The following is a 19,023-nucleotide window of genomic DNA, read 5'->3' as shown; positions in this document are numbered from 1 at the left end:
GGCCTCGGGCCCGGTGGGGCTTCTCGCGCAGTTCCCCGCGCCCCTGGAAAAGCAGGGGCTGCGCCCCGTGCTTTTCCAGGGGCGCAGCCCTCAGTCGGACGCCTTCGCCAGGGCCAGGGCGTACTCCGGCCACCACTCCCCCGCCCTGGGACCGCCCTTGCACTCCCCGTCGGACTCCCCGGGACGCTTCACCCACAGGTACGCGTCGACCAACTCGTCCGGGGTCCTGGTCGTCGGGGTCTCCCCCAGCGCCCGCCCCGGCGGGTTGCACCAGCGTTCGTCCTCGTCGCCCTCGGTCCAGGGCCCGTTGCCGTTGCGGCTGGTGTCGACCACGAACGGCTTGTCGCCGATCCTGGACGAGAGCCGCTTGCCGTACTTGATGGAGTCCTCGGTGGTGTAGAAGTTCGAGACGTTGACGGCGAAGCCGTCCGCCTGCTCGATCCCGGCCCACTTGAGGGGCTCGTCTATCTCGTCGGGGTCGCCCCAGCCGGCGTTTCCCGCGTCGAGGTACACCTTGGTGTTCTTCAGTCCGCCGAGCCTCTCGATCGCGCCCTTCAGCAGGTCGTACCGCTCCCCGTGGAACTCCTCCGGGGTGCAGCCGTCCACCACGTGGAGCACCGCGTCGGGCTCCAGGACGACCGTGGCCGCCCGGTCCCCGATGCCCCGGGCCACCCCGTCGATCCACGCCCGGTAGGCGTCGCCGTCGGCCGCGCCGCCACCGGAGTACTGGCCGCAGTCGCGGTGCGGGATGTTGTAGAGGACGAGGACGGCGTCCCGGTCCGCCTCCTTCGCGGCCTCGGTGAAGCCCCTGGCCTCCCGCTCCGGGTTCTCCGGGCCGATCCACTCGCCGGTGGGCTGCTCGGCGATCCTGCGGATCAGCTCGGCGGCCCTGTCCCTGCCGGCCTTCTCGTAGGCGGCGACCTGCGCCGCCGCGTTCCCTCGCGGATTGACCCAGAACGGGTCGGTGCCGTCGGGCCGTTGGGTGATACCCGGCCCTGTGCTCCGGTTCTTCCCGCCGTCGCCGTCGTCCCCCCCGGAACAGGCGGCGAGCGCTATCGCCGCCACCACCGCCGCCGACGCCCGAACCCCGGCACCCCTCCTGCCGTACATCCAACTCCCCCTCGGGTGCACCGTGTCGTAAGCCTCAATCCTGACATAAGTACCGCCTCGCCAAGGGGGCCGTCACATCCTTGTCCGGGTGCTGTCGACTCCTGATCACGATGGTGGGGCGACACGTCCGGACGGGGACGGAAACCGCTCGTACGGCCCGCCGGAGCACCGGTCGAGGCGGAGTCGCCCGAACGCCAACTCCGGTGTCGACGGCCTCTCATGACGCATAGTCATGCCTCGCCGGACCGGTCCGGGACCGGACTCTGGCCGCGGGCGCCCCCGCGCTCTACAGTCGCAGAGGTGCGGCGCTCCGGGGTGCTCCGCCCGTATGCCTCCCGTGCCGGCGCCCGGGTCCCTCCCGCAGCCCGTACGCCCCACGGTCGAGGACCGGCCCGGTCGGCGGCCCCGGGGGGAGCGGGTCGCGGACCGGGCCGGGTGGGCCGGCGCCGCGCGTCCGGCTCGGGGCCGGGGCTCAGGGGTCCGTGCCGCTCAGGGGTCCGTGCCGCTCAGGGACCCGCACCGCTCAGGGACCCGTACCGCTGAGGTACGCGGAGACGACGACGTTCGCCGCGTACGTGCGGGTCGCCTGGTCGAAGGTGCCGCCGCAGGTGATGAGCCGGAGTTCGGCCCGCCCCGACTGCCGTACGCCGTAGGCCCGTTCGGCGTCGAAGTCGTCACGGCCGATGACCTGGACGTCGTCCACGGTGAACTCCGCGATCCTGCCGTCGCTGCGGGTGACCCGGACCTTCTCGCCGATGCCGAGCGCGCTGAGCTTGTAGAAGACGGCGGGGCTGGTCTCGGTGTCGACGTGTCCCACGAGCAGCGCCGCTCCGGGCGCCCCCGGCCGCGCACCGCCCGCGTACCAGCCGACGACGCCCGGCTGACCGTAGGAGGGCGGCTCGATCGCCCCGTTCCGGTCGAGGCCCCGCGCCACGACCGGCGCCTGCACGCCCATCGCGGGGATGTCCAGCCGTTGCGGCCGCGCGTCCCTCAACGGTGCCGCGGCGGGCGGGAGTTCGGCCTGCGCGGGGCGCCCGACGGCCGCCACGTCACCGGTCATGGGCGCGGACTCACCCGCGCGTACGTCGGTGATCTCCCGCCCCCACAGCCACAGACCCAGCAGCAGTACGGCCCAGGCGACCCCGGCCACGACCCGGCCGGTTCCGCTGCCGGACCTGCCCCCGGCGCCCGTCCCGATGATGCTCTCGTTGTCGGCGTAGTCGTGGTTCCGCTTCGACACGGCGACCTCACTCCGTGCCGCGGCCGCGGCCCCGGCGCGCGCCCCGCGCCACGACCGCCGCCGCCGCGACGCCTGCGAGGACCAGGCCGACCACGGCGTGGCGGGCGCCGGGGCCCGCGTGCCGGGCGTCGTCCAGGGAGCCGGCCGGGTCGGCCGAACCCCGGGCGTCCACCGGCCCGTCCGCCGCGATCCGGGCGGCCGCTCCGCCGCCGCCCGCGCGGACGGGGGCGACCGGGGAGGCGGGGGACGCGGGCCGCGGTGTGGGGCCGGACTCGGCGCCCGGTGGCGCGGGGGCCGAGGGACCGGCGGCTTCGGGCCTCCCGCCGCCGACCCGGAGGGTTCCCCTGATCCCGTCCTCCACGCCTGGGCAGGTGACCCGTAGCTCGTAGGTACCGGGGCGGAGCGAGGACCGTACGCGGGTGTCGCCGGTGAGGGTGCCGAGGCTCCCATCGCCGGGCCGGGTGAGCAGCGCGTCCGCGACGAACGCCTCCGAGACGGCCGTCGCGGACTCTCCCGCGCAGCCCGCGGCCCGTACCTGGATGTCGCTGCCGGGCGGCGGGGAGGCCGGCACCGCCGAGACGCGCCCCGGGTCGGCCGCGAGGGCCGGGGACGCGGACACGGCCAGTGCCGCGGCGAACAGCGTTCCGGCACAGAGAGCGACTCGTGATGAGCCCATGGTGAACCTCCAGACACCTGAGACTCCCGCGCCGGGCGGCGGGCCGCATCCGGGGAGGGGCCGCGGCTGCTCCGTACGGGTGTCCTGGGGTTTATCCGGTGGGTCGGTCGGGTGGGTCGGGTGGGTCGGTCGGGTGGATCCCTCCGGCGGAGCCGTCCCCCGTGCTGTCCGGCGGGCGGCCGGCGGTGGGTTCAGATGCGGTCGACCAGGTCCGCGATGGAGTTCACGACCTTCGACGGGCGGTACGGGAACTTCTCGATCTGGTCCGGGGTCGTCAGGCCGGTGAGCACCAGGTAGGTCTGCATTCCGGCCTCGATGCCCGCGAGGACGTCGGTGTCCATGCGGTCGCCGATCATCGCGCTGGTCTCGGAGTGCGCGCCGATGGTGTTCAGGCCGGTGCGCATCATCAGGGGGTTGGGCTTGCCCGCGAAGTACGGGTTCTTTCCTGTCGCCTTGGTGATCAGCGCGGCCACGGCTCCGGTCGCGGGCAGCGCGCCCTCGGCGGAGGGGCCGGTCTCGTCCGGGTTGGTGGCGATGAACCGGGCGCCGTCGTTGATCAGCCGTACCGCCTTCGTCATAGCTTCGAAGGAGTACGTGCGGGTCTCGCCGAGGACGACGTAGTCGGGCTCGTGGTCGGTGAGGACGTACCCGATGTCGTGCAGCGCGGTCGTCAGCCCCGCCTCGCCGATGACGTACGCCGTGCCGCCGGGCCGCTGGTCGTCCAGGAACTGGGCGGTCGCGAGGGCGGAGGTCCAGATGTTCTCCACGGGCACGTCCAGGCCCATGCGGGAGAGCCGGGCGTGCAGGTCGCGCGGGGTGTAGATCGAGTTGTTGGTGAGCACCAGGAAGGGGCGCCCGGACTCGCGGAGCTTCTTTATGAAGGCATCGGCGCCGGGGATCGGCACACCCTCGTGGATGAGCACACCGTCCATGTCGGTGAGCCACGACTCGATGGGCTTGCGCTCTGCCATGTGCGATCTCCTGCCGACCTGTGCCGATTCCCGCGTACGCCCGTGCGCCGGTACGGCCGTACGCCCGTACCCGTACGTCCGGGCCCGCCCCAACCCTAGTGAGGGCTGGCTGAAAAGAGGAGGCCGATCTTGGCCGCTGAGACCGCCCGCATCAGGTCAGCGGGGGTGCGTGCGGCCCGGCGGGGCGCCGGACGGGTGTCAGCCGGACCGTTGTCAGCCGGTCCGCCTGCGGACCGCCGCGACCAGGAGCCCTCCGGCGGACAGGAGCAGCAGCCCGCTCACGTACGGCAGTGCCTCCCGCACACCCGAGGCGGCCAGCTCGGCGCGGCGCTCCGGCGGGTAGGACCGCGGCTCTCCCCGTACGGTGCCTCCGCCCTCCTTCGCGGGCCCGCCGCCGTCCCGGACGTTGCCCTCCTTGCCCGCCCCGGCGTCCTCGTCGTTCTCGTCGCCCTCGCCGTCGGTGATCCGGAAGCGGTAGTCGTTCGACTCCCCCACCCACTCGCTGTCGTCGCCACGCCGCTCGACCACGGCGGCGTTCGCCACGACGTCGTTCGGCACGGTCGCGTCCGAGGTGAGGGAGAGGCGGACCCGGACGGTCAGGGTGCGGCCGGGGGGCACGGTGAAGCCGGGGCCGTGTCCGCCGAGGACACCGACCAGCTCGTCGGAGTCGGTCCGCTCGAAGGTCACCGGCAGGGGGGTCGCGCCCTCGACGTCACCGGCGTCCCCGGTGGCGTCGGTGGCATCGGTGGTATCGGTGGCGTCGTAGTACTCCAGCTGCGGCTGTGTCCGTTCCAGCGTGCGCGCGCCGTCGGTCAGCACGACCACCGGGTGGATGTTCCCGCAGGTCCGTTCGGTGGTGTTGGTCAGCTCCAGCGCCCAGGTGTGGAACCCGCCGCCGGCGACATAGGTGGCGGGCCCGCCACGGATGCGGGTCCGCAGGGGAAACGTGCCCCTCTCGGTCCCGGAGCAGGTGGGCCGCGGGTCGGCCGACACCGCACGCGGCGGGCCGCCGGGGGCGGGGGCACGGTCGAGCGCCACCGCGGGACCACCGGCGACGACGGCGGTGACCGCGGCAGCGGTGGCGGTGGCCGCGCCGGCCAGGACGAGGGTCAGACAGGTAGACGGTCGCATGAACACATGACCATGCCATCTACCTGCGCGGGGGCGGGCCGCCACGCCAACGGGGCGGCGGCGCACGGGGGAAGTCCGCTCGATCAGCGGAGCGAGGGGGTGGGGGGCACCCCGTGGACACCCTCAGGGGCAGCGCCCGCATGTCAGGGGCGCGGGAAACCGCGCGAGCGACCACACCCGACCCGCACCCACACACCCAGCCGCACCCACCCGCCGACCTCGACCCACCTCGGCCAACCTCGGCCAACCTCGGGGCGCATCCCGCCCACCCTCACCCGTCCTCACGCCCGAACAGCGGCGCCAGCAACAACTGCGCCGCCCCCTCGGCGACCGCGGACGCCCCGCCCTCCACCACCCGGACCGGCACGGCCGGATCCTCACCCTGCCGCCGCGCCCACGCGTCGAGCACGAACCCCACGCCCCGTACGAACGCGTCGGGCCGCGCCTCGATCGTGCGCCCGCCCAGCAGCACCAGCTCGATGTCGAGCAGCCCCACCAGGTTCGCGACCCCCGCGCCGAGCACCCGCGCGGCCTCGTCCACGTCTCCCCGCGCGACCGCCGCGAGGCACAGCGCCTCGATGCACCCCCGGTTCCCGCACTCGCACAGCGGCCCGTCCAGCTGGACGACCTGATGCCCGAACTCACCGGCCCGGGTCCGCGCCCCCCGGTGCACCGCCCCGTCGATCACGAGCCCCGCCCCCAGTCCCGTACCGAGGTGGAGGTAGGCGAAGGAGCCGTGCGCCCCGGCGGCCGCCGCGAGCCCCAGGGCCGCCGCGTTGGTGTCCTTGTCCACGACCACCGGCAGGCCCAGCCGTCGCACCAGCGCGGCCCGCAGCGGGAACCCGTCCCACTCCGGGAAGCCGGTGACCCGGTGCAGGACGCCGTGCAGATGGTCGAGCGGGCCGGGCAGGGCGACGCCGACGCCGAGGACGGGCAGGAGGGGGGAGTCGGGGAAGTCGTCCCCGGGGCCGGCCGGTGCGACGGAACGCTCCTCGCCGGCCGCCGCCAGCAACGCCTCCACCTCCGCGGCCGCGCCCTCGACCACGGCGTCCGCCCCGGCGCCGAGGTCCAGCGGAGCCTGCCGCCGCGCGACCACCGAGCCGGTCAGATCGCAGAGGACGGCCGTCAGCTCGTCGCGGTCGAGATGGAGACCGACCGCGTGTCCGGCGTCGGGCACGAGCCGCAGCACGGTCCGCGGCTTGCCCCCGGTGGAGGCCCGGTACCCGGCCTCCGTCAGGAGCCCGTCCGCCCGCAGCCGGGCGGTGATCTTACTGACGGCCTGCGGGGTGAGCCCCGTCCGCTCGGCCAGCTCCAGCCGGCTTATCCCGGCCGGGCCGGCGCCGCGCAGCAGGTCCAGCACCAGTGCGCCGTTGTGGCTGCGCAAGGCGAGCAGGTTCACCCCGGTCACCCCCGGAGGGCGTCCCCCACCGCCGAGGCCACCGCTCGTACCACCACCGTTGCCGGTCCCGTTGCCGTTCACCCTCCCATTGTCCCTCGCGCTTGCACTTTGGCAACAGCGTTGCTTAAGTGGGCGTATGACAGGCACCAGCACAGGCAGAACCCCTCGCGTCGCCCTCGTCGGCTACGGCCTCGCGGGCTCCGTCTTCCACGCCCCGCTGATCGCCGCGACGGACGGCCTGATCCTCGACACGGTCGTCACCTCGAACCCGGAGCGGCGGGCCCAGGCCCGCGCCGAGTTCCCCGAGGTGCGGTTCGCGGCCACGGCCGACGAGCTGTGGGACCGGGCGGACGAGCTGGACCTGGTCGTCGTCGCCTCCCCCAACAAGACGCACGTCCCCGTGGCCACCGCCGCCCTGGAGGCGGGCCTCGCGGTCGTCGTCGACAAGCCCGTCGCCGGTACGGCGGCCGAGGCGCGCGAGCTGGCCGCCCTCGCGGACTCCCGCGGCCTGTTCCTCTCCGTCTTCCAGAACCGCCGCTGGGACAACGACTTCCTGACCCTCCAAAAGCTCCTCGCCGACGGTGAGCTGGGCGAGGTCCGCCGCTTCGAGTCCCGCTTCGAACGCTGGCGCCCCCAGCCCAAGGGCGGCTGGCGCGAGTCCGGCGACCCCGCAGAGATCGGAGGTCTCCTCTACGACCTGGGCAGCCACGTCGTCGACCAGGCCCTCACCCTCTTCGGCCCCGCCACCCTCGTGTACGCCGAGTCCGACCTCCGCCGCCCCGGCGCCGAGGTGGACGACGACACGTTCATCGCGGTCACCCACGCGAACGGTGTCCGCTCCCACTTCTACGCCTCCGCCGTGACGCCCCAACTCGGCCCGCGCTTCCGGGTGCTGGGCTCCGAGGCGGGCTACGTCAAGTACGGCCTCGACCCCCAGGAGGCGGCCCTCCGCGAGGGCGAGCGGCCCGCCGCCGGCGCCGACTGGGGCCGGGAGCCCGAGGACCTCTGGGGCCGCGTCGGCGCCGGCGACTCCCCGCCGACCGGCGGCGGCAGCCCCGTCCCGACCCTGCCCGGCGACTACCCCGCGTACTACGCGGCCGTGGCCGCCGCCCTGCGGGGCGCCGGCGAGAACCCGGTGACGGCGCACGAGGCCGCCGCCGCGCTGGACGTACTGGAAGCGGCGCGCAGGTCGGCGCGCGAGGGCGTGGCGGTGCGACTGTGACGACCGACGACCCCACCACCCCCGCCGTCCCGACCATCGAGGAACTCGAAGCCCAGGAACGCCGGCTGGTGCTCCCCCGGTTCACGTACGACGACGCCTGGGCGCTGGGCTCCCTGCTGGTGGACCTGGCCCGCGAGCAGGGCGCCCCGGTCGCCATCGACATCCGCCGCGGCCCCCAGCAGCTCTTCCACGCCGCCCTGCCCGGCTCGACCCCGGACAACGACGCCTGGATCGACCGCAAGCGCCGCGTGGTGGAGCGCTATGCCCACTCCTCGTACCTGGTGGGGGCGCTGTTCCGGGCCAAGGACACCACCTTCGAAGCCTCGTCCCGCCTGGACCCCGACCACTACGCCGCCCACGGCGGCTCCTTCCCCTTGACGGTGGAGGGAGCGGGAGTGATCGGCACGGTGACGGTCTCGGGCCTCCCCCAACTGGAGGACCACGAGATGGTGGTCAAGGCCCTGGAACAGTTCCTGGGCACCCTGTAACCACGTGCCGAGCCCGCGTCCCTTCAGGGGCGCGGGGACCTGAGCACTCCTTCAGGGGCGCGGGGACCTGAGCACTCCTTTGGGAACGAGACCCCAGCGAACCGAACACCCCGAACCCGACAAAGGTGCCTTGACGCAGGACATGGAGGCGCCCCCCGTTCGCGCTACCGAACCGCGGCGGCCGACGACGCCCCGGCACCGGTCCCCGCAGCCCCACCGGTCCCCGTACCCGCCCCGGCCCCCGTCGGCGCCGTCGGCAGCGGGTAGAGCAGCGCCCGCTCCACCGCACTCCACGTCGTACTGGTCACCACGTACAGCGCGGCCGCCAGCGGCACCACCGCCACGCTGAGCAGCGTGAAGAAGGACATGAACGGCATGAACTTGCTGACGGCCCCCATGCTCGCCGCCATCCCGGGCACCTGCTCGTCCGACACGGCCGGCATCCCGGCCGTACCCGCCGCCATCATCCGCTTCGTACGGCGGAAGTTGAAGGTCGCGACCCCCGCGACGATCACGAACAGCCCCAGGTAGACGAGCCCCTGCGGCCCGAAGACACCGCCCTCGCCGAGCGCGTCGTGCCAGCGGTCGCCGAGCGGGGCCGCGAAGAGCTTGTGGGTGAGCAGGGCGTTGGTCTCGCCGCCGATCGTCCGGTTGGAGAAGAGGTGGTAGAGGAGGAAGAAGGCGGGCAGCTGGCAGAGGCTGGGCAGGCAGCCGGACAGCGGCGACACCTTCTCCTTGGTGTGCAGCTCCATCATGGCCTTCTGCAGCTTCTCCGGGTTCTTCGCGTGCTTCTTCCGCAGCTCCGCGATCTGCGGCTGCAGAGCGACCCGCGCCCGCTGCCCCCGCGCCGCGGCCCGGGACAGGGGGTGGACGAGCAGCCGTACGAGCGCCGTGAACAGGATGATCGCGAAGGCCGTCGCGGAGGCGTGGAACAGCGGCTGGAGCAGATCGGCGAGGTGTCCGACGAGGTCGGCGAAAACGGACATGAGTGGGAGCCCTCCAGGGGGTCTCGTCGTGCCAGGGACCGGTCCGGCAGGGGACCGGGACGAAGGACTGGCGCGACGGCCCGCGCGAGGAGCACGTGCCAGGAAACAGCGGCGGGGGTGCCCCTACGCGGTGGCCGTCAGGAGGACGTGTCCGGGCGCCCGGGGCCGCGTACGGCCGCGGGCGTCAGGATCGCGCTGGGACAGGAACGCCGTACGGCGCTCACGGTCCCGCATGGCTGTCCGTACGCGTGTCCGCGGTACGACGGGGGCGCAGCGCGAGGCGATCACCGCGCAGGCGGCGAGCGCGGAGCCGGCGGCGGCGGTCGCGGCGAAGGCGACGGCCGCGGAGAGCGTGCCGGAGTCGAGGACGGCGACCTCGAACAGGAACAGCAGCAGCACGGCGGCGGGACGCGGGTTGACCCAGCTCGTGATCATGCGCACCCCTTCCCTGCTCCGTGTCCCTGTTCCGTGTCCTGCTCGGTGCTCCGGTCGCCGCACCGCGCTCTGCCGCCCCATGCTCTCATCCGAGGCGCACCGAGCGCAGCTTCCCCCAGACTACGAGTCGGTACGTGGAGGTGTACGCGGGTGTGCAGGTGGTGAGCGTGAGGTAGTGGCCGCGCTCGGCGTACCCGTACGACGGTCGCACGTCACTGCGCGGCACGGGCCGCAGGACCCCGCCGTCGCCGGGCGCGGTCTGCGGGAGCGTCCGGTCGACGACGTACGTGTGGACGGCGTCCCGGGTCTCGACGTGCACCTCGTCGCCGGGCACGAGCCGGTCGAGGTGCCGGAAGGGCTCGCCGTGGGTGTTGCGGTGCCCGGCGAGCGCGAGGTTCCCGGGCCGGCCCGGCTGCGCGGTCCCCGGGTAGTGGCCGACGTATCCCTTGTCGAGGACGTCCGCCCGGCCGACCCCCTCGGCGACGGGCACGCGAAGGCGGAGGCGGGGGATGTCGAGGACGGCGTAGGCCCCGGCCGGACGCTCCGGCTCCGCGCGCCCCCGGCGCACCGGCTCTCCCGCCACCACCCCCTTCCCGTCCCGCCCCCAATCCCTCTCCAGCGCGGCCACCTCACGGGCCGCCGCCTCCTGGGCCTGCCGGTTGGTCCACCACAGCTGATGGGCGACGAAGAGGAGCAGGACCAGCCCGAGCGTGACGGCGCCCTCGGCGGCGAGAAGGAGCGCGCGGGGGCGGGCGACTTTCATCTCCCCTTCTCACAACCGTTGAAAGAAAGAGGAGAAAGCGCTGTCACACCTCTCGACAACCTCACCATTCACCCCTGACTCTTCCGATGTCCCACTCAGCAGTTCGGAAGGTGGCCGGTCCCCCAACCCCACCTTTCCCTCCCTTCGGCACCCGCATCCCCCGGAGCTGACATGACTGCATCCCCCGACCCCGAGGACATCCGGACGAGACCTGCCCCGGAGCCCTCCGCCACCGACCGTCCCCCGGCCGCCTTCGGCCGCAGAGCCCTGCTGGCCGCGGCCGGCGGCGCCGTGGTCGGCACCGCCCTCGGCGCGGGCACGGCCCACGCGGACGCGACCATCACCGTCAACCCGGGCACCAAGTACGGGACCTGGGAGGGCTGGGGCACCTCCCTGGCCTGGTGGGCCAACGTGTTCGGCGCCCGGGACGACTTCGCCGACCTGTGGTTCACCACGAAGACGACGACGTACAACGGCACGGCCCTGCCCGGCCTGGGCATGAACATCGCCCGCTACAACCTCGGCGCGTGCAGTGCGAACTCCATCAACGGCGAGTCGATGGTGAAGTCCCCCAACATCCCGGCCTTCAAGCAGATCGAGGGCTTCTGGCAGGACTACACCAACGAGAACCCGGCCTCCTCCGCCTGGAAGTGGACGGCGGACCCGAACCAGCGCGCGGCCCTGACGAAGGCGGTGGCGCGCGGAGCGACGACCGAACTCTTCGCCAACTCCCCCATGTGGTGGATGTGTTCGAACCACAACCCCTCGGGCGCCTCCGGCGGCGGCAACAACCTCCAGACCTGGAACTACCGCCAGCACGCCTCCCACCTGGCGGCGGTGGCCCTCTACGCCAAGAACAACTGGGGCGTGAACTTCGCGACGGTGGACCCCTTCAACGAACCGGCGTCCTCCTGGTGGACGGCGACCGGCACCCAGGAGGGCTGCCACATGGACCCGGCGGTCCAGGCCGCCGTACTCCCGTACATGCGCAGCGAGTTGGACGCGCGCGGCCTGAACTCGGTCCGTATCTCGGCCTCCGACGAGACGAACTACGACACCGCCCGCTCGACCTGGAACTCCTTCAACTCCGCCACGAAGGCCCTGGTCAGCCAAGTGAACGTGCACGGCTACCAGGGCGCGGACGGCCGCCGCGACCTCCTCTACACGGACGTGGTCACCACCGCCGGCAAGAAGCTCTGGAACTCGGAGACGGGCGACAGCGACGGCTCGGGCTGGACCCTCGCCCGCAACCTCTGTTACGACTTCCGCTGGCTGCACCCGACGGCCTGGGTCTACTGGCAGGTGATGGACCCGACGGCGGGCTGGGCGATGATCGCCTACGACGCGAACACCCTCCAGCCGACGACGGTCCAGACCAAGTACTACGTGATGGCGCAGTTCAGCCGCCACATCCGCCCGGGCATGACGATCCTGGACACGGGCTCCAGCTACACGGCGGCGGCGTACGACGCGGCGGCGCGGCGCCTGGTGATCGTGGCGATCAACACCGCCTCCTCCGCCCAGACCCTCACCTTCAACCTGGCGAACTTCACGACGGTGACCGGCGGCACGAACGGCCTGGTCCCCCGCTGGAACACCCACACCTCGGGCGGCAGCGACCGCTACCGCGCCTACTCGGACACGCGCCTGAGCGGCAAGACGGTGGCGGTGCCGTTCGCGGCGGGGGCGGTGCAGACGCTGCAGATCGACGGGGTGACGATCTAGGGGAACCGGCGCTGCGGGCCGGTGGGCGCCGGCTCCCGGCCCGCGCGCTCCCTCCCACCTCTGCCCGTACCTCACCTCCATCCCCCTACCTCCCCCACGGGCAGTACGGTGTCGTCCATGCGCCCCGACACGCCTGCCGAGAACGTCGACCACAACGCCGAAGCGGCACGCCTGGAGCGGACCGCCGACCTCTATCCCGAGGACGCCGAGCACCTCCTCCTCCAGGCCGCCGCCCACCGCGAACTCTCCGGCGACCGCCCCACGGCGACAGCCCTCTACGACCGCCTCCTGTCCTCCTCCACCCCCCTGGACAACCCCCATCTCGTACGAGCGCTGAAAGCGTCCAACCTCTGGGAGTACGGCCACGAGGCGGAGGCCCGCGCGATCATCGACGGCGTCCGCGCGGCGGCCCCCCGCGACCCGGCGCCCTGGGTGATCGTCGCCGAGGCCCTGGAGGCCCATGACGAGCTGGAAGCGGCCCAGGACACGTTCACGGCGGCCGTCACCCTCCTCCTGACCGACGTCCCGGAGCCCCCGTACGCGACCCGCGCCCTGCTGTTCGGCCGCCACCGGGTCCGCCGCATGCTGGGCGCGGTCCACGACGAGTGGGACGCCATGGCGGACACCCAGCACTCCTCCTCGGTCTCCCTGGACGAGCTGCACGACCCGAAGCGCGTGTGGTCCCTGGGCTCGGACAACCCGGCGGAGCTCCAGGCCGAGATCTCCCGCCTGCGCGCGGAGCTGGGCGCGTACCGGGAGGCCCTGTCCCGTCCCTTCCCGGTGGCGGTCCTGCACTGGCCGGCCGGCGAACTCGCGGAACTGATCGCGGCCTACCCGGGCCTGGCCGCGGAATACCCCTCGCACGAGGAACACCTGGCGACGATAGAAGCCTCGCTGCGAGAACTGTCCTCCTCAGGCACCCCGAACCTGGGCATCGTGACGGGCACGGTCCCGTCGTACGAGGCGTTCGCGGCCTCGGAGGGCTCGTCCCCGGACGACGCGACGCTGCTGCCGCAGTATGCGACGACTTTGGCGGCCCGGGGGTTGGCGGTCTCGTGGCCGCCGCAGCGGGGGGCTGCTTGCTGGTGCGGGTCGGAACGGCCGTACGAGACTTGCCATGGGGCGTAGCTGTCGCCGGACCGGAGCTGGCCCCCGTCCAGCGGCCTCTACCTGAACTCGGCCAGTGCATCCGTCTGCTCCGGGCCGCTCGCTCGCTTCTCCAAGCGTTGGAGCGGCCCGGGGGCAAAGATGGCCAGGCTATGGCCGCGCCTACTCAGACCTCATGGCTTCCTGCATGAACTCCCTGTGTCGAGCGCGGGCCACGGCCAGCAGCTTCTTCTGTAGTTCGCCTCGGTCTTTGCCACGGGTCTTGAGAGCGTGGCAGTTCGGGCACAGGGCAATCATCGCCTCAGGGACATCCGGGCCTCCACGTGCCAGATCTTTGACGTGATCGACATCGAGAATGGGCGCGCCCGCATCCGTGCGTTCCAGAGGATGCCCCAAACAAGACGGGTTCTCGCAACGGCCTTCACTGCGAAGAATCACGGCTTCACGAGCGGCGGGTGAGCGCAGATAGCGCTCCACTCGCGTGAGCTTGGACTGGTGAGTTCGGCCAGCCGCTGTACGGCGCGCGGCTGCCGTCAGCTGCTTGTACTTTTCTCGCGTACTGATCGGCTTGGGCTGCGCCGTGAAGTGCACTTCAACGGGGATGACGTCGACCGTGTCGTCATGCAACTGCTTGTCATCCTCGCTGAGGGCTTCAATGACCTCCGGAGGCCAGGTCTCGCGGATGGGCGAGGGCACAGGCGCAAGGACCCAGACAAACTCTCGGCGCAGCAGACCGTCCTGTCCCCGTCCCCAGCGCTTGCGGCGCTGCACGATGACGGCCCAAGTCTCGAAGGTCCAGTGACCTTTGTAAGGCTTGTGCCAGTAGCGCAGAGCCTTCTCCTGCTCCTGGTACTCCGCCATGCTGCGATTGCCAGCCTTCAAGGTCTGGTCGCCGCTCAGCCCATCGCCGGTGTACGCGATCCAGTCCATCTCCGGGAGGCGCTGGTCCGCATACGGCCCCTTGTCGTCCGAATAAACGGAGAGAATGCCGTCCGCGAGGGGAGTGATGCCCAGCACGCGGTTGCCGCCATAAACGTCGGCAATGGCGACGCGATGACGATAGGGCTCGCCCGGGACCGGGCGTAAGCCAGTGGAGGCTTGTCCTGCCACCAGTTCCTTGAGCCCCAGCCCCTCCAGCAACAGGGGAGGCATGGGGGTGAAGAACCGTATGAGCAACGTACTGACTGCCCAGGCTGCCAACTCCATGTCCTCAGACAGGTGGTCATAGTCCTGCTGTGGCAGCCCTGCACGAGGGTTCGTTTCCTCCAGCGCGGACAGCTCCGGGAGGCGCCCCTGACTCGTCGCAGTGAGGTCGGTAGCCCCCGCCACCTCCCACAAGTTGTCCTTCTGTAGCGCCCAGAAGGGGTACAGCACGTCCTGGTCGCTGCCTGACGCGCCAGTGAACGCCTTGAGTAGTGGTGCCACTGCCTCCCGGACTGCCGACCAGGGCTGCTCGCGCGGGCGGCCGTGTACAGCTTGGGCTATGGCCCATAACAGCAGCAGCGGACGGTGGAGGTGCTGGCCCGTGGGACGGTGGGCCGGTCGTAACTCGCCTATGCGTTTGATCAAGTCTCGTTCGTCAGCCACGTCGCCACTCCAACCCCTCAGCCCAACCAGTAGGACTATCTGATCAGATGGCACTGACACTGCAGCGGGCGACTGCAACACCCCCGCCGCCATGCACGAGCTCCTGTTACAACTGGACCCAGCCAACTGAGCGATCGAGGGAGCTAGCGTGTTGGAGTCGGGGGATCTGTCACAGCCCGTCGCGGGCGTGTACGAGGAGCTCGTCACGCAGCGCATGCTTGAGCAGATGGAGCAGCTGGGGTCGGCTGGTTGGAAAGCCATCGACGCTGACGTCAGCGAGGAATCCTCTCCGCACGTACTTGCCCGGCACATCGGCCAGGCCATAGGGCGCAAGCTCAGCCAGTTGCCACACGGCAAGCGCGTTGCGCTGGCCAACCAGATCATCGGGGCGCTCGCGGCCGACGCACCTGAGCAAGACATCAGTGACACCAGCGAACTCATCGCCGACGGTCCTCGCCAGCTCTTGGCACTGGCCGAGCAAGAAGCTCCCGGGGTCTACGCGATCCGCCCCCTCACGCCACTCTCCGAAACCGCGCTCATCACCAACTCCCCTGAGGACCCGAGCCTCGGCAGTGAGTTGCGCGCCGAACTGGCTACAGCAGACCGGATCGATCTGCTCTGTGCCTTCGTGAAGTGGTACGGCCTGCGCGTACTCGAAGATGCACTCCGCGCGGCACGGCAACGTGGGGTGCCGATCCGTGTCATCACGACCACCTACATCGGCGCCACCGACCGCCACGCACTCGACCGTCTCGTCCGTGACTTCGGCGCGGAGGTGAAGGTCAACTACGAGATCCGCTCCACGCGGTTGCATGCGAAGGCATGGCTATTCCGACGCAACAGCGGGTTCGACACGGCGTATGTCGGTAGCTCCAACCTCTCGAAGGCGGCCCTGCTCGACGGGTTGGAGTGGAACGTACGCCTGTCATCGGTTGCCACCGCGGCAGTGCTCAACAAATTCGAGGCGACCTTCGACGCGTACTGGAACGACAGCGCCTTCGAGCGGTACGACCCGGACGCTGACAGTGGCCGTCTCGACCGGGCGCTGTCTCAGGCCAGCGGGTCAGGCCCCACGACCGATCTCAAAATCAGCCTGTCGGGGCTTGATGTCCGTCCCTTTCCTCATCAACGGGACATGCTCGAACGCCTCCGTGTCGAGCGGGAAGTCCGCGGCCGGAATCACAACCTACTGGTTGCAGCGACCGGTACCGGCAAGACGGTCATGGCGGCCCTGGACTACCGCAACCTAAGAAAGACCCTGGGACATGGAAATCCTCGGTTGCTGTTCGTAGCCCACCGCAAGGAGATTCTCAAGCAGTCGTTGCGTACGTACCGCGAGGTGCTCGACGACGCCTCGTTCGGAGAGCTCCTCTACAGTGGCCAAGACCCGCGCGAGTGGAATCACATCTTCGCCAGCGTCCAGTCGCTCAACCTCCAGCGCCTTGAGCAACTCGCCGCCGACCACTTCGACATCATCGTGATCGACGAGTTCCATCACGCTACGGCAAGCACATACCGTCGAGTCATCGAACACTTCAAGCCCAAGCAGCTCCTGGGTCTCACGGCGACGCCTGAGCGGACGGACGGGCACAATGTGCAAGACGAGTTCTTCGACGGTCGTATCGCAGCAGAGATGCGGTTGTGGGAAGCCTTGGAGAATGATCTCCTGTGCCCCTTCCACTACTTCGGGATTCCCGACGGGACCGACCTGACCAACCTCAGCTGGCAGAAGGGTTCGTACACCGATCGCGACCTGGAAAACATCTACACGGGCAACCACGCCCGCGCCCGCATCGTCATCAAGCAGATCCGTGACAAGGTTTCCCACCCGGGAGCCATGCGGGCGCTCGGCTTCTGCGTGACCAAGCTGCATGCGCACTTCATGGCGGACGTCTTCCGAAAGTCCGGCTTCCAAGCCGTAGCACTCGACAGCGATTCCAGCGCTGCGGATCGGGCGCAGGCTTTGGCCGACCTACGGGATGGCAAGATTCAGGTGATCTTCTCGGTCGATCTGTTCAACGAAGGGCTCGACATCCCCGATGTCGACACCTTGCTGCTCCTCCGACCTACGAGCAGCGCAACGGTCTTCCTCCAACAGTTGGGGCGAGGACTGCGGCGCACCGAGACGAAACCCGTCCTCACTGTCCTCGACTTCATCGGTCAGCACCGGGCGGAGTTCCGCTTCGAGCAGCAGTTCCGAGCTCTAACGAACCTGTCCCGTAACCGGCTCATCGACCATATCGAGCACGACTTCCCGCAACTTCCCTCGGGCTGCCAGATCATCTTGGAGGGTAAGTCCAAGGATCTAGTGCTCGACAACATCCGCACCCAGATCGGCGCTACCGTCAAGACCCTGGTGAAGGAGGTCCAGGACTACCGCACTCCACGCCTGTCGGACTATCTCCGTGAGAGCCGTCGAGACATCAAGGAGATCTATAAGAGTGACAACTCTTGGACGTCCGTTCTCCGTAAGACCGGCGCGATCACTGAACCTGCTCCCGCCGGGGAAGCGGCACTCCTCAAGCGCGTCCACGCGTTCCTCCACGTAGACGATCACCACCGCGCGCAGGCATATCTCCGTCTCCTTGCCGATGACGCCCCGCCGTACGAGAAACTCATGCCGGCTGATCAGGCGTATGCCCGCATGCTGTTCTTCAATCTCTGGGACAACGCGGGTGGATTCACCAGCTTCCAGCAGGGGCTTGCATCCCTGCGTTCCCAGCCGGTCTTCCGCGATGAACTACACCAAGTGCTGTCGTACGTCATGGAACGGTACGACCATTTCCCGATTCCACTCTCAGGGCCGCACAGCAACATCCCACTGAAGGTCCACAGCGCCTACAACCGTTCCGAGATACTGGCTGCGCTTGGGGTAGCTCGCTTCGGCGGCCAGATGCCGAGATCCTTCGCGCAAGGCGTGCAGTGGGTGGAGGACATCAAGACCGACGCCTTGCTGATCACCCTGGACAAGAACGAGAAAGACTTCTCCCCCACAGTCCGTTACAAGGACTATGCCTTGAGTCCCACGCTCTTCCACTGGGAATCCCAGAACGCCACTGCCGAGAGCTCTCCCACCGGCCTGCGGTATCAGCGACACGTGCAGGAAGGTAGTCACGTTCTGCTGTTCATGCGCCGATACAAGGACACCGACATCGGCAAGGCACACCCCTGGATGCTTCTCGGTCCCGCGACGTACGTGGAACACACCGGCAGCAAGCCGATGGCCATCACGTGGCGTCTGAAGCACGAGCTTCCGGCGGATGTCTGGACATACTCGGCGATCACCAGCGGATAGCGGTCCACTGCCCACCGGTGATCGCCTGCAAGCCCCTAGGCAGCGGTGAGCCCGCTCAGCAGGTTCACCGCTGCAGGCGGAGGCACTCCTATGCGGACGCCTCCGCCTCGAAGCGGCTCTGGGCTCGATCGAGGATGTCGTCGGCGTCACGTCCGTGGGCTCTCGCCCAGTGCAACAGGTCAGCGATCAGAGTGCTCACGGCTTCTTCGGCCACAGCCCTGGTGAAGGGTGTGGGCCGCATCGCCTGAGGGAGCCCCACCGTGCCGTACAGCGCCAGGATCGCCTCAGCGCGGGCAACGGGCACTCCACTGACGTGTCCGCTGTCGGAGGTCAGCCCCGTCGCGATTTCGCACCACGTCACTTTGTGATCAGCGTGCGGCTGCACGCCCCAACGGTCGGCGACGGCGCTGATCAGCGCCATCCCTCTGCCGGACTCACGCTCGGTTTCGAGGTCCGAGCCCTCGATGAGAGTCGGCATGGATCGGAGGTCAGGATCGTGCACCTCAATGCGTAGACAGGTGCCGTTCATGGAGACGGCAAGTGTGGTGGGGGTTCCGACTCCTACGTGGTTGATGACGTTGGAGACGAGCTCGCTGACACAGAGTTGTGCGGCGCTGATGACCTCATGCAGGCCCCACAGCCCCAAATGAAGCCGCATGATCCGTCGGAGGGACGCCACTCCCTCCGGCTCGGCAACGAAGGGCAAGTTCCAGGGCTTCCTCGGCACGCCTGCGATGCAGTCCATCGGCCTACTCCTCCACCCGCAACTACTGTTGCGATCCGCACTTGATTGCACACAGAGAGTTGCACTGGAACTCTCAAAATGGAACTCTCATCTACGCCGAGCGGAAGCGCGCTCCTGGCACGCGCGCCCCCGGCGCGCACCAC

The 19,023-nt window shown here is 70.1% G+C and carries 16 protein-coding genes; 5 read left to right on the top strand and 11 right to left on the bottom strand.

All coding sequences use genetic code 11. The features are described from left to right. Window positions 1–90: 90 nt before the first annotated feature. From PYR72_RS30155 to PYR72_RS30130, 6 genes are all read right to left on the bottom strand, one after another. Complete coding sequence (locus tag PYR72_RS30155) at window positions 91–1,110, bottom strand: glycoside hydrolase family 6 protein (protein ID WP_275458195.1); 1,020 nt, start codon at window positions 1,108–1,110, stop codon at window positions 91–93. Between the two features lie 523 nt (window positions 1,111–1,633). Next, window positions 1,634–2,350 (bottom strand): class F sortase, encoded by a 717-nt coding sequence (locus PYR72_RS30150; protein WP_275458194.1) that lies wholly within the window; start codon window positions 2,348–2,350, stop codon window positions 1,634–1,636. A 7-nt stretch (window positions 2,351–2,357) separates the two neighbouring features. Next, a complete protein-coding gene (locus tag PYR72_RS30145) occupies window positions 2,358–3,026 on the bottom strand; it encodes a hypothetical protein (RefSeq protein ID WP_275458193.1) in 669 nt (222 codons plus the stop codon). A 191-nt stretch (window positions 3,027–3,217) separates the two neighbouring features. Beyond that, window positions 3,218–3,997, bottom strand: coding sequence for an HAD-IIA family hydrolase (locus tag PYR72_RS30140; RefSeq protein WP_013003320.1), 780 nt, complete (start codon window positions 3,995–3,997; stop codon window positions 3,218–3,220). A 213-nt stretch (window positions 3,998–4,210) separates the two neighbouring features. Beyond that, on the bottom strand, window positions 4,211–5,134 hold the full coding sequence (locus PYR72_RS30135) for a cell wall protein (protein ID WP_275458192.1): 924 nt from the start codon (window positions 5,132–5,134) through the stop codon (window positions 4,211–4,213). A 265-nt stretch (window positions 5,135–5,399) separates the two neighbouring features. After that, window positions 5,400–6,536: an ROK family transcriptional regulator gene (locus PYR72_RS30130; RefSeq protein ID WP_275460563.1), complete on the bottom strand. Its 1,137-nt coding sequence runs from the start codon at window positions 6,534–6,536 to the stop codon at window positions 5,400–5,402. A gap of 127 nt (window positions 6,537–6,663) precedes the next feature. Here PYR72_RS30130 and PYR72_RS30125 point away from each other — a divergent pair, with 127 nt between their 5' ends. Both PYR72_RS30125 and PYR72_RS30120 read left to right on the top strand, forming a co-directional pair. Next, window positions 6,664–7,749 carry a Gfo/Idh/MocA family oxidoreductase gene (locus PYR72_RS30125; protein ID WP_275458191.1) on the top strand — a complete coding sequence of 362 codons (1,086 nt, stop codon included), beginning with the start codon at window positions 6,664–6,666 and terminating at the stop codon, window positions 7,747–7,749. Continuing rightward, window positions 7,746–8,237, top strand: a complete 492-nt coding sequence (locus PYR72_RS30120) for a heme-degrading domain-containing protein (RefSeq protein WP_275458190.1) — start codon at window positions 7,746–7,748, stop codon at window positions 8,235–8,237. Before PYR72_RS30125 ends, PYR72_RS30120 begins: the two co-directional genes overlap by 4 nt. Before the next feature lie 164 nt (window positions 8,238–8,401). On the opposite strand, the gene PYR72_RS30115 is transcribed toward PYR72_RS30120, so the two are convergent. From PYR72_RS30115 to PYR72_RS30105, 3 genes are all read right to left on the bottom strand, one after another. Next, window positions 8,402–9,223 carry a YidC/Oxa1 family membrane protein insertase gene (locus PYR72_RS30115; protein WP_275458189.1) on the bottom strand — a complete coding sequence of 274 codons (822 nt, stop codon included), beginning with the start codon at window positions 9,221–9,223 and terminating at the stop codon, window positions 8,402–8,404. Between the two features lie 123 nt (window positions 9,224–9,346). Further along, complete coding sequence (locus tag PYR72_RS30110) at window positions 9,347–9,658, bottom strand: DUF6412 domain-containing protein (RefSeq protein WP_275458188.1); 312 nt, start codon at window positions 9,656–9,658, stop codon at window positions 9,347–9,349. Window positions 9,659–9,743: 85 nt separating this feature from the next. Further along, entirely contained in the window at window positions 9,744–10,421 is a 678-nt protein-coding gene (locus tag PYR72_RS30105; RefSeq protein ID WP_275458187.1) for a class E sortase, read from the bottom strand. 171 nt (window positions 10,422–10,592) lie between these two features. On the opposite strand from PYR72_RS30105, the gene PYR72_RS30100 reads away from it, so the two are divergent. Next, a complete protein-coding gene (locus PYR72_RS30100; protein WP_275458186.1) occupies window positions 10,593–12,146 on the top strand; it encodes a beta-1,6-galactanase in 1,554 nt (517 codons plus the stop codon). A 117-nt stretch (window positions 12,147–12,263) separates the two neighbouring features. Next, window positions 12,264–13,274: an SEC-C domain-containing protein gene (locus PYR72_RS30095; RefSeq protein ID WP_275458185.1), complete on the top strand. Its 1,011-nt coding sequence runs from the start codon at window positions 12,264–12,266 to the stop codon at window positions 13,272–13,274. A 141-nt stretch (window positions 13,275–13,415) separates the two neighbouring features. On the opposite strand, the gene PYR72_RS30090 is transcribed toward PYR72_RS30095, so the two are convergent. Continuing rightward, window positions 13,416–14,840, bottom strand: coding sequence for an HNH endonuclease signature motif containing protein (locus tag PYR72_RS30090; protein WP_275458184.1), 1,425 nt, complete (start codon window positions 14,838–14,840; stop codon window positions 13,416–13,418). 214 nt (window positions 14,841–15,054) lie between these two features. Between PYR72_RS30090 and PYR72_RS30085 the strand changes: the two genes are divergently transcribed. Beyond that, on the top strand, window positions 15,055–18,135 hold the full coding sequence (locus PYR72_RS30085; protein WP_275460562.1) for a DEAD/DEAH box helicase: 3,081 nt from the start codon (window positions 15,055–15,057) through the stop codon (window positions 18,133–18,135). A gap of 88 nt (window positions 18,136–18,223) precedes the next feature. On the opposite strand, the gene PYR72_RS30080 is transcribed toward PYR72_RS30085, so the two are convergent. After that, on the bottom strand, window positions 18,224–18,880 hold the full coding sequence (locus tag PYR72_RS30080; protein WP_275458183.1) for an ATP-binding protein: 657 nt from the start codon (window positions 18,878–18,880) through the stop codon (window positions 18,224–18,226). Window positions 18,881–19,023 lie beyond the last annotated feature (143 nt).

The organism is Streptomyces sp. VNUA24 (assembly GCF_029167005.1).
Lineage (GTDB): Bacteria > Actinomycetota > Actinomycetes > Streptomycetales > Streptomycetaceae > Streptomyces > Streptomyces scabiei.
The sequence above is the reverse complement of the archived record's forward strand: the minus strand, read 5'-3'. Positions and strand labels throughout refer to the sequence as shown.

Bases quoted from the DNA above. Each gene is read 5' to 3' on its own strand.
- PYR72_RS30155 (WP_275458195.1), bottom strand. From the start codon at position 1,110: ATGTACGGCAGGAGGGGTGCCGGGGTTCGGGCGTCGGCGGCGGTGGTG.
- PYR72_RS30145 (WP_275458193.1), bottom strand. From the start codon at position 3,026: ATGGGCTCATCACGAGTCGCTCTCTGTGCCGGAACGCTGTTCGCCGCG.
- PYR72_RS30140 (WP_013003320.1), bottom strand. From the start codon at position 3,997: ATGGCAGAGCGCAAGCCCATCGAGTCGTGGCTCACCGACATGGACGGT.
- PYR72_RS30125 (WP_275458191.1), top strand. From the start codon at position 6,664: ATGACAGGCACCAGCACAGGCAGAACCCCTCGCGTCGCCCTCGTCGGC.
- PYR72_RS30115 (WP_275458189.1), bottom strand. From the start codon at position 9,223: ATGTCCGTTTTCGCCGACCTCGTCGGACACCTCGCCGATCTGCTCCAG.
- PYR72_RS30110 (WP_275458188.1), bottom strand. From the start codon at position 9,658: ATGATCACGAGCTGGGTCAACCCGCGTCCCGCCGCCGTGCTGCTGCTG.
- PYR72_RS30105 (WP_275458187.1), bottom strand. From the start codon at position 10,421: ATGAAAGTCGCCCGCCCCCGCGCGCTCCTTCTCGCCGCCGAGGGCGCC.
- PYR72_RS30100 (WP_275458186.1), top strand. From the start codon at position 10,593: ATGACTGCATCCCCCGACCCCGAGGACATCCGGACGAGACCTGCCCCG.
- PYR72_RS30095 (WP_275458185.1), top strand. From the start codon at position 12,264: ATGCGCCCCGACACGCCTGCCGAGAACGTCGACCACAACGCCGAAGCG.
- PYR72_RS30085 (WP_275460562.1), top strand. From the start codon at position 15,055: ATGCTTGAGCAGATGGAGCAGCTGGGGTCGGCTGGTTGGAAAGCCATC.
- PYR72_RS30080 (WP_275458183.1), bottom strand. From the start codon at position 18,880: ATGGACTGCATCGCAGGCGTGCCGAGGAAGCCCTGGAACTTGCCCTTC.